Origin of the sequence: Salinivibrio socompensis S35, assembly GCF_000513715.1 — a bacterium.
GTDB lineage: Bacteria > Pseudomonadota > Gammaproteobacteria > Enterobacterales > Vibrionaceae > Salinivibrio > Salinivibrio socompensis.
The window spans coordinates 1-10164 of the sequence record NZ_AQOD01000056.1; the positions used below are offsets into that span (position 1 = coordinate 1).

The following is a 10164-nucleotide window of genomic DNA, read 5'->3' on the forward strand; positions in this document are numbered from 1 at the left end:
TCGGTCTCGGTCTCGGTCTCGGTCTCGGTCTCGGTCTCGGTCTCGGTCTCGGTCTCGGTCTCGGTCTCGGTCTCGGACGCAGTCTCTACCTCAGGCACAGACTCGTCCACCGTAATAGTGTCCTTTTCTTCTAGGCCCCAATCGGCCATGGTGTAACTGTCGACCGCTTGATCAGACGCTTCCTCAACCAAGGGCTCTATTAATTCCGTCGCGGTGTCTTGGACTTGCTCAGTTTCCGTTGAGGTTTTCGATTGTGCGTCTAGCTCTGCTTCTTCGTCCACTCTAAGTTGGGCTAACAAACGTTCAACTTCCGCTAAGTCGCGCTCTGGCTCAGCGTAAGCAACCGAATCGGCTTTCAACGGCGCAGCACTCGGTTGAAGCTTCGGCTGCAACCGCGATTGTACTGAAGACTCATCTTCGATCAGCGAAGCAGACGATACCCGCGTCGATCCCAAGTCGGGCATGACGGATTGCGCATCGCTTTCCGTGCTGTCACCTAAATCATCCAGTAGGGCTTCAAAATAATCATCGAGCGCCTGACCACTGGAGAGGGCGTTATGCTTGTTCATCCTGTTCCAGTCGCTCCAAATAGGTTAATAGCGTTTTATAAGCAAAGACACCGCGGCAGTTTTTCGCATAAAAAGACGCTGGCATATGTTTAAGACTCGCATCTCGAAACTTGGTATCGATGGGGACGCTGACGCCCATACCTGATCACTGTAGCGAATTTTCAACTCTTGTAATGTCTCTAACGAGGCGCGTGTTCGCTTATCGTACATGGTGGGAATGATAGTTACATTAAAGTTGGAACGTCGAGATTTTTGCATGATCTGTAACGTCCGCATCATTCGCTCTAGCCCTTTCATCGCCAAAAATTCGGTTTGTACCGGGATCAAGATCCGATGACTCGCCGCTAACGCGTTGACCATCATTACGCCTAAAATGGGCGGACAATCAATCAATACATAGTCATAGTCATCCGAGAGCGCATTCAGGGCTTTTTTTAATACCAGCCCCATACCGCCGCGGTTACCCATGACGCGGTCCAGGGTCGCCAGCGACATGTGGGCTGGGATTAAGTCTATATTTTCAAACTGGGTCTTCACAATAAGTGGCGAGACCGTTTCCTTATTGACGGTTTGTAACTGGAACAAATCAAACAAACTGGCCGGAAGCTGCTCCGAGTCAAAATTCAAGTACGTGGATAGAGAAGCGTGCGGATCCGTATCCACCAGCAGGACACGTTTTTTACGCTCACTAATCAATCCTGCTAATGTCACCGTGGTTGTTGTCTTACCAACACCGCCTTTTTGGTTGGCGATACTCCAGACTATCAAGCCCCGCTCCTTATTTTAAATTCAGCTCAACCAGTATGCGCTCGGCAACCCGGTCAAGCGGCAAGTCTTCCGATGATATGCCCGCTTTGGCTACTGCTTGCGGCATGCCATAGACAACACAACTGTCCTCGTCTTGCGCCCAGATCGTCGACCCCGCATTTTGGAGCATACGCGCACCTTCTCGACCATCAGCCCCCATCCCAGTCAAAACTACTGAGAGGACTTTATCTGAGAATATTTTTGCAGCCGACCCGAAAGTGACATCGGCACAAGGTTTGTAATTCATCCGCTCACCGCCATCAAGAATTTTCAGACGCGCCGTACCGGGGCGGCCATCAAGCATCATTTGCATGCCTCCCGGTGCCAAATAAGCATGTCCTGGTTTCAATACATCCCCATCTTGCGCTTCAGAAACCGTAATTTGACATAAACCATTAAGGCGTTGAGCAAACGCAGCGGTAAATGTGGCTGGCATGTGCTGAACCAAGATAATGGGTAGCGGAAAGTTCGCTGGCAGCTTAGTTAGGACCTTTTGTAGGGCGACAGGACCGCCCGTTGAGGTTCCAATTGCCATTAATTGGTAGCGCTTGCCTGTTGCGGTAAATCGTGCAGGCGCTTTTTTCGTTGCGCCTGCGCCAGTCGTTGGTTTAGGCGTTGGACGCGCAGGGGTTCTCGCTCCACTATTCGGTGGCGCAGTTTGTTCAGAACTAGAGGTAGGTGACGGACGTGTAGCACGACGCATGACCGGACGCTTACGTGCAATTTGCACAACACGCTGTTGGAGCAAACTAGTGGCTTCGTCACGGTTACGGGCGATATCCTCAAATTTTTTGGGAAGGAAATCTAATGCGCCGGCTTCGAGTGCATCTAACGTCGCTTTTGCGCCGTCGTGTGTCAGTGATGAGAACATCAAAATAGGGGTTGGGGTTTGCGCCATAATCTGGCGTACCGCTGAAATCCCGTCTAACACCGGCATTTCGACATCCATCGTGATGACATCTGGCTTAAGTTGCGCCGTCTTTTCAACCGCTTCTTTGCCATTCACCGCACTATCAATCACCTCCATCCTCGGGTCAGCGTTGATTATTTCACTCACACGGCGACGAAAGAAACTAGAATCATCTACCACTAATACTTTTACGGCCATGGGCGTCCTTATACTCTCATTAACCTGCGTAGTGTTTCAGCAGGTTGGGCACATCCAGAATCAAGGCGATATGTCCATCACTCGTGATGGTTGCACCTGCCATACCCGGTGTACCTTGCAGCAATTCATCAAGCGGTTTAATCACCACTTCCTCTTGCCCAAATAGGGTATCCACAACAAAGGCAATCCGTTGGTGAGCAATTTGTACAATCACCACATGCCCTTTGGTTTTATCGATCTCCGTTGCACGTTTACACAGCCAATCTTGTAAGAAGAAAATAGGGATTGCTTTATCCCGAACAATGAGTGTGAGCTGCCCATCAACTGTGTTCGTCCGAGACATATCTAAACTGATTATCTCACTCACGTTGGACAGTGGGAAAGCAAACGGATTCTCACCCACACCCACCATCAAGGTCGGTAGTATGGCGAGGGTCAGTGGTACCTTGATTTCTAAAACGGTACCGCGTCCCAGCTCTGAGTCGATATTAATCGAGCCATTGAGCTTGGTGATGCCCGTTTTCACCACATCCATCCCCACGCCACGGCCGGAGATATCGGACACTTCTGTTTTGGTCGAAAAGCCTGGGGCAAAAATAAGATTATACGCTTCACTGTTGCTCAGGCGAGCGGCAGCTTCAGCATCCATAACCCCGCGATTAACCGCGATGCTTTTCAGTTTTTCTGCATCCATACCGCCACCGTCATCAGCGATAGTGAGAAGGATATGATCCCCTTCCTGCGATGCTTTTAAGGTAATGGTACCGACACGCGGCTTGCCTGCTTTTTCACGCTCATCGGGCATTTCAATGCCATGGTCAACCGAGTTACGCACCAAGTGGACCATAGGATCCGCCAGCGCTTCGACAAGGTTTTTATCGAGATCGGTCTCTTCGCCCTGCATTTCCAAGACAATTTCTTTTTTCAATGTACGCGAAAGATCGCGTACAACACGAGGAAAGCGACCAAAGACCTTTTTGATCGGTTGCATCCGCGTTTTCATCACCGCGCCTTGCAGATCCGCTGTCACCACATCCAGGTTAGTAACGGCTTTCGCCATGCTCTCATCATTGCTGCTTTGACCAAGGCTGACGAGTCGGTTACGCACCAATACAAGTTCGCCAACCATGTTCATGATGCCGTCAAGCGTTGATGTATTAACCCGAACGGTTTGCTCTTGCTGTGGTGCAGCAGGCGGTTTTTTCTCAGGCGCTTTTTCTGCGGCAGCAGGCGCTTTTGCTCCAGCCCCCGCGCTTTTAGGTGCGCTTTCTTTGGCCGGTTCTGGCTTGCTCGCTTTTTTTGCGGGCGCAGGGTCAGGTTTTGGCTGTGGTTTGGGTTCAGCCTTGGCATCGACTTTATCGGCATCGGCTTTCGCTCTTTCCGCATCAGCCGCTGGTCCCTTCCCTTTTCCATGCAAATCATCGAGCAGCTTTTCGAATTCATCATCATCAATAAACGCATCACCACCTGATGAAGCACTTCCTACGCTCGCTGATGCTTGCTGGCTAGAGGATGATGCACTGGTTTCAGCCGCATCATTTTCTGGCTGTGACGCGGCGGGACCTTTGCCAGAACCATGCAAATCATCAAGCAATTTTTCGAATTCATCATCAGTGATATCACCACTATCAGCCTTTGTGCTTTCTACCACTTCTGGTTCAGCTGACGATGATTCATCTGAAGGCGTCGGTGCTTTGCCTTCTCCGTGGAGCTGATCAAGCAATTTATCGAATTCATCTTGCGTAATTTCATCCACTGAATCACCGCCTATCGCTCCTGCATCTTGTGATGCTGGCGTATCGTTTCGCGGTTCGGATTCAGCCGTCGGTTCAGGCTCTGGCTCTGGCTCTGGCTCTGGCTCTGCTGAGACTTCCTCGTCTTCACTTGCCGGTTTAGCATAACGATGAAGCGCCTCCAACAGAGCAGCATCGGCAATAACAGGATCTTCCCGATTTTGCACGGCAGCAAATTGTTCATTTACGGTATCCAATGCCTGCAAAATGGTATCCATCACATCGGACGTCACCTCACGTCCGTGATTACGCAAATTATCAAAAACGTTTTCAGCACCATGACACGTGTCAACTAGGGCATTAAGGCCGAGAAAGCCTGCCCCGCCCTTTACGGTATGGAACCCACGAAAGATACTGTTCAATAAGTCTGCGTCGTCAGGGGCACGCTCCAAATCGACCAATTGCTCAGACATCTGCTCGAGGATCTCTCCCGCTTCAATCAAAAAGTCCTGAAGGATTTCGTCATCCATCTCAAAGCTCATAGCGCACCTCTAAAAACCCAAACTCGATAATAAGTCGTCAACATCATCTTGGTTGTGAACCACGTCATCACGCTCTTCGGGATGAATCACAGGACCCTCAGGGGCTGATTTACTGGTGGTGTCATCTGCTTGTGTTGTCGATGCTGCTTCGATCGCAGCGCTATCCATGCCAAACGCAGTCAGTATTTCAACCAGTTGTTGTTCTACTTCCTGCACTAACTCAATAACACGTCGAATTACCTGGCCCGTTAAGTCCTGAAAATCTTGTGCCATTAAAATATCAGTCAGGTGGGCATGAAGTTCTGTTGCGCCCCCTTCAACCTGAGTCAAAAGCTCATCGATGTTGTGGCACAATGGCTTAAACTCATCCAAGGCAATTTCGCCTCGCATCAAGCTGTTCCAATTAGGTCGCACCGCTTGCAAATTTTCTTGTAATGCACTGGCTATCGGCATGGTTCGTTCGACCGAGTCCATGGTCTTATTCGCCGCTAATTCAGTTTTCTCCATCACATAAGTGAGCCGGTCGCGCGCATCAGGTATGTCGACGTTCGCCAAATCACTTACTCGAGGATCCAAACGAAAGTCAGTAATAGAATCGTGTAATTGGCGGGTCAATTTACCCACTTCGTTAAACAGTGGGTCACGCGCTTCTTTCGCTATTTCAGTCAAAAGCGTGTTGGCGTGATCTTGTTCTCCATTTTCAAGATACGCGACCAATTGTTTCGCTTGGTCCAGGTTGATCATGGCAGTTCCTTTTTACTGTGCGCGTTGCTGATTACATGCGCTCGAAGATCTTATCAAGCTTCTCTTTCAAAGTAGCGGCAGTAAAAGGCTTTACAATGTAACCGTTCACACCAGCTTGCGCGGCTTCTACGATCTGCTCACGTTTCGCTTCGGCGGTGATCATTAAGATAGGAAGGTGCTTAAGTTCATCGTCTTTGCGGATCTCTTTAAGCAGATCAATCCCTTGCATGCCCGGCATATTCCAATCGGTCACGACAAAATCAATACCGCCTTTTTTAAGGATTGGCAGCGCGGTTAAGCCATCATCCGCTTCAACGGTATTGTTGAAACCTAAGTCACGAAGAAGATTCTTTACGATACGGCGCATTGTTGAAAAATCATCAACAACGAGAATTTTCATGTTTTTATCCAAGGTTGCCTCCGGTGAGGTCTCGTTTTATTGTCGAAACATTTACTTACTCACTATGCCAAGCGGTTAGCTTGGCTCTCAAACGTTGCGTAGCCTGACTTTGAATCTGACAGACCCGGGATTCACTGACCCCTATCACTGCACCTATCTCTTTGAGGTTTAATTCCTCATCATAATAGAGAGATAGCACCAGTGCCTCTCTTTCAGGAAGACTTTTTATCGCCCCCGCTAATGCGGCCTTGAAATTATCTTCTGCAACACCCTGAAAGGGAGTATTATCGTTACGGCGACTCTCTGTTGTGAATGCATCTTCAGAGACACCAAGATCGTCCATACCGATTAAACGCCCACAGCTTACGTCGTTAAGCGCCTGATGGTATTGATCCAAGCTCATTTCAAGCTTTTCTGCCACCTCCACATCGGTTGGGTCTCGTCCCAAGGTTTTTTCTAACGATGCAATGGCATCACTGATCGTTCGACTCGCCTTGTGAACAGACCGTGGAACCCAATCACCGCGGCGCATATCATCCAGCATAGCACCGCGAATACGAATACCAGCATAAGTTTCAAAACTTGCGCCCTTTGACGGGTCATAATTTTGCTGCGCCTCAAGAAGACCCACCATGCCAGCTTGGATTAAATCCTCTACTTGAACGCTCGGTGGTAAGCGCCCCATCAAGTGATGCGCGATGCGCTTAACCAAACTCGAATAACGCTCAAATACCGCTTGGCGATCTGCCCCTGTGCGGCTATACGTGAGCGCTTTATTCACGAACTAACTCTCCTGCGTCATCATTTTTGATAAGCAATCGCTCAACAAAAAACTCCAGATGCCCTCCCGGATTGCGTGGTACCGGCCATGTCAGCGCTTTATTCGCAAGCGCATTCATAGCTAATGATGCGGGGGAACGAGGAAATGCGTCAATGACAACTTTTTGTTTTCTCACGGCCTGCCTCACCCTTTCGTCCACGGGAACACATGCTACTAATTCTAGATTAGCATTGAGAAACCGTTCAGTGACTCGCGTTAATTTTGTGAACAAATCTCGCCCTTCGCGGTAGCTTCTGACCATATTTGCAACGACTTTGAAGCGTGTCACACCGTGTTCGCGGCTTAGCACTTTAATCAACGCATACGCATCGGTAATCGATGTGGGTTCATCACAGACCACAATAACGACATCTTGTGCCGCTCGTGAAAAGCTCAATACCATATCAGAAATACCCGCCGCCGTATCCACTAAGAGTACATCAACCTCTTCTTCGAGTGTACCAAATGCACGAATTAAACCAGCATGTTGCGTGGGTGTCAGCTCTGTCATGCCTTGCAGACCCGACGAGGCAGGGACGATTTTCATACCATGCGGCCCTTCTAGAATAATATCTTTAAGGTCACAGGCACCTTGAAGGACATGAGACAGATTTTTACCCGCCCGCAATCCGAGTAATACATCCACATTGGCGAGGCCAAGGTCGGCGTCAAGCACCATCACTTTTTTGCCCTGGCGAGCCATAGAGGCAGCCATCCCTAGCGTGACATTGGTTTTTCCTACGCCACCTTTGCCCCCGGTTACGGTAATAACCTTGGTGCGTGACGGATTGGTTAAACGGCGAAGGCCGCTTGCTTGATCTTGCATGGTTGTCTCAATCATAAAAGTCCGCCCCATTCGACTCTGGGACATCACTGCTCCAGAAGTGACTGTGCTGATCCGTGCCTGACTCCAACATTTCACTGGCTTTGACAACCAGAAATTGTCCCGTGGCTTGACGGATATCTTCCGGCACACGTTGCCCGTCGGCTAAGTAGGCCACAGGCAGGGCATTTTCGATGGTGACACACAATAATTCACCGAGGCTGAGCGATTCATCCAGCTTGGTCAGTACACATCCCGATAAGGGAATACGACGAAAGTGTTCGATGGTTTCTTGCAATACGCGGCGCTGCGATGTAGCAGGCAACACCAACAAGCTACGAATATGTGAGCCACTGCTCTGCATTAAGGTATCCAGCTGCTCCGACAACCGAAGATCTCGCTGTCCCATTCCCGCGGTATCTAGCAATATCAAGCGTCTATGACGAAGTTGATAGAGAATATCGGCAAGATCATCCGCATCTTTAGCAACTTTGACGGGACAGCCAAGGATACGGCCATAGGTGGCGAGCTGCTCATGGGCACCAATGCGGAAGGTATCCGTCGTCACCAAGGCAATATCTTCGGGGCCAAATTCCATTGCGGCGCGCGCGGCTAACTTCGCAATGGTGGTCGTTTTGCCCACCCCTGTCGGGCCAAGCAAGGCAATCACTCCCCCGGTTTCCAGCATGTTTTCATTAACGGTAATCACTTGATCCGCCACCAAGTCTAACAACGCTTGCCACGCTTCATTGGGCGGCGTTTCTTCTGGGATATAACACGCCAGTTGGTCGGCCAACTCAGAAGACAATCCCATCCGCTCTAGGCGCTTTATTAACATGGCGCGTAATGGCTCTCGACGCTCTACTTCTTGCCACATCAATCCCGATAACTGGTGCTCAAGTAAGCTACGAATAGACGCCATTTCTTGGCGCATAGCATCAATTTCCTGATCCGAGGCTCGTGATTGACGTCCTTCAAACCGAGACGGATCAAGTTGCGGTTTAGCAGGCGCTGACGACCGAGGCGCCGGGGATGCATCCTGCCAGCCTGAACGACCATTGCTCTTTAACTGACGACGAGGTTCATAGCCACGACCTAGTGCCGACTGACGCCCATCAGAGGGAGGCTGTGAGCGCGACCCGCTTCCGGGCGACCCGCTTCTTGACTGCTTTTGCTGACGCTGTAACAACGCGGTCAGCGAGTCAGCTTCGGTTTCCGGTTCAGGCTGCTGAGATTGTTCTCGATATTCATCAAGCATCGCAGAGAAGCGAGGTGGTCGCTTGGTCTGTCCATTCTGGCGTGAATGGCTTTGCTGGCGTTGGCGCAATTGAACTTGATCATCAGCAAGTTGCCGATGTGCCTGAGCATAGGCGTTGGCCGACTGCTGTTGCGCCTTGGGAGCAGGTTTATCCGGCATCGGTTCCGTGTCTGCATCCACAGCCGCGACAATCTCTACGCCACCTGTCACTTTTTTGTTAGACATGATCACCGCATCCGCACCAAGCTCTTCTTTCACTTGGCTCAATGCTGCTCTCATGTCTTTTGCAAAAAAACGTTTTATTTTCAAAGCACGGCCCTACTCATAAACGATGTTAATTGTTGCCAACCGCATTAACGATACGAATTTGTTTTTCATCCGGCACTTCCTGGTAAGACAACACGCGTAACGTCGGTATGGTGTTTTTGACGAATTTCGCGAGCGTCGCTCTCAGCACGCCAGAGGTCAGCAATACCGCAGGTTCGCCTTGTAGCTCTTGCTGTTGAGTCGCTTCAGCCAGAGAAGACTGCAGTCGCTCAGCAAGGCCAGGCTCAATGCCTGTTGACTCGCCACCGGACGCCTGCATTGTTTTATGCAACATCTGTTCCAGTTCAGGAACAAGAGTAATAACCGGTAGCTCAGGCGCGCTGCCATTGATTTCTTGGACGATCAAACGACGCAGAGCAATCCGCACCGCTGCCGTTAAAATGTCGGGATCTTGACTCTTTCCGGTGTACTCCGCCATGGTTTGTACAATGGTACGGATATCACGGATAGGAATCGCTTCGCTAAGTAAGTTCTGCAGCACTTTTACCAACACACTCAGTGGGATCTGATCGGGAATAAGTCCTTCCACCAAACGCGGCACTTTTTTGCCCAGCATATCAATTAGGTTCTGCGCTTCCTCGTGACCCAGCAGTCGTTCGGCATTATTGGTGAGCATCTGGCTTAGGTGAGTGGCCAGTACAGTTGCCGAATCGACCACTGTGTAACCTAAGGCTTGAGCGTGTTCACGTTGACTCGGCTCTATCCAAACCGCCTCTAAACCAAAGGCAGGATCTTGAGTCGGCTCACCGTCAACCGGCCCAAACACTTGGCCGGGTTAATGGCAAGCTCATGTTGGGGGTGCACTTCCGCCTCACCGACAGCGACCCCCATTAAGGTAATGCGGTAATTATGCGGTGGTAGCTCAAGGTTATCGCGGATATGCACCGGCGGGATCAAAAAGCCAAAATCTTGCGAGAGTTTTACGCACCCCTTGCAACGATCTAACAACTCGCCGCCTTGGTCTCGGTCAACCATGGCATGAGGCGATAGCCACTTCAAGGCCAATAACGTCAACCGGTTGCACATCATCCCA

The 10164-nt window shown here is 50.3% G+C and carries 7 protein-coding genes and 3 pseudogenes; all 10 read right to left on the reverse strand.

The genetic code is table 11. The annotated features are described in order from the left end of the window. A pseudogene (locus DZ54_RS0107195) lies at positions 1 to 569 on the reverse strand (hypothetical protein); the annotation flags it as partial. Then, positions 556 to 1337, reverse strand: a pseudogene (locus tag DZ54_RS19875) (ParA family protein). The pseudogenes DZ54_RS19875 and DZ54_RS0107195, both read right to left, overlap by 14 nt. A 10-nt stretch (positions 1338 to 1347) precedes the next feature. Then, positions 1348 to 2484 carry a protein-glutamate methylesterase/protein-glutamine glutaminase gene (locus DZ54_RS0107205; RefSeq protein WP_025673583.1) on the reverse strand — a complete coding sequence of 379 codons (1137 nt, stop codon included), beginning with the start codon at positions 2482 to 2484 and terminating at the stop codon, positions 1348 to 1350. Between the two features lie 19 nt (positions 2485 to 2503). Next, positions 2504 to 4759, reverse strand: coding sequence for a chemotaxis protein CheA (locus DZ54_RS0107210; protein WP_025673584.1), 2256 nt, complete (start codon positions 4757 to 4759; stop codon positions 2504 to 2506). Between the two features lie 9 nt (positions 4760 to 4768). Then, a complete protein-coding gene (locus tag DZ54_RS0107215) occupies positions 4769 to 5503 on the reverse strand; it encodes a protein phosphatase CheZ (RefSeq protein WP_025673585.1) in 735 nt (244 codons plus the stop codon). A gap of 31 nt (positions 5504 to 5534) precedes the next feature. Continuing rightward, positions 5535 to 5903, reverse strand: a complete 369-nt coding sequence (cheY, locus tag DZ54_RS0107220; protein WP_037353866.1) for a chemotaxis response regulator CheY — start codon at positions 5901 to 5903, stop codon at positions 5535 to 5537. A 55-nt stretch (positions 5904 to 5958) separates the two neighbouring features. Further along, on the reverse strand, positions 5959 to 6684 hold the full coding sequence (locus tag DZ54_RS0107225) for an RNA polymerase sigma factor FliA (protein ID WP_025673587.1): 726 nt from the start codon (positions 6682 to 6684) through the stop codon (positions 5959 to 5961). Further along, positions 6677 to 7564 carry a MinD/ParA family protein gene (locus DZ54_RS0107230; protein ID WP_025673588.1) on the reverse strand — a complete coding sequence of 296 codons (888 nt, stop codon included), beginning with the start codon at positions 7562 to 7564 and terminating at the stop codon, positions 6677 to 6679. Before DZ54_RS0107230 ends, DZ54_RS0107225 begins: the two co-directional genes overlap by 8 nt. Next, positions 7557 to 9113, reverse strand: a complete 1557-nt coding sequence (gene flhF / locus DZ54_RS0107235; RefSeq protein WP_025673589.1) for a flagellar biosynthesis GTPase FlhF — start codon at positions 9111 to 9113, stop codon at positions 7557 to 7559. Before flhF ends, DZ54_RS0107230 begins: the two co-directional genes overlap by 8 nt. A 25-nt stretch (positions 9114 to 9138) precedes the next feature. After that, a pseudogene (locus tag DZ54_RS19880) lies at positions 9139 to 10164 on the reverse strand (FHIPEP family type III secretion protein); the annotation flags it as partial.

Bases quoted from the DNA above. Each gene is read 5' to 3' on its own strand.
- DZ54_RS0107215 (WP_025673585.1), bottom strand. From the start codon at position 5,503: ATGATCAACCTGGACCAAGCGAAACAATTGGTCGCGTATCTTGAAAAT.
- cheY (WP_037353866.1), bottom strand. From the start codon at position 5,903: ATGAAAATTCTCGTTGTTGATGATTTTTCAACAATGCGCCGTATCGTA.
- DZ54_RS0107210 (WP_025673584.1), bottom strand. From the start codon at position 4,759: ATGAGCTTTGAGATGGATGACGAAATCCTTCAGGACTTTTTGATTGAA.
- DZ54_RS0107205 (WP_025673583.1), bottom strand. From the start codon at position 2,484: ATGGCCGTAAAAGTATTAGTGGTAGATGATTCTAGTTTCTTTCGTCGC.
- DZ54_RS0107230 (WP_025673588.1), bottom strand. From the start codon at position 7,564: ATGATTGAGACAACCATGCAAGATCAAGCAAGCGGCCTTCGCCGTTTA.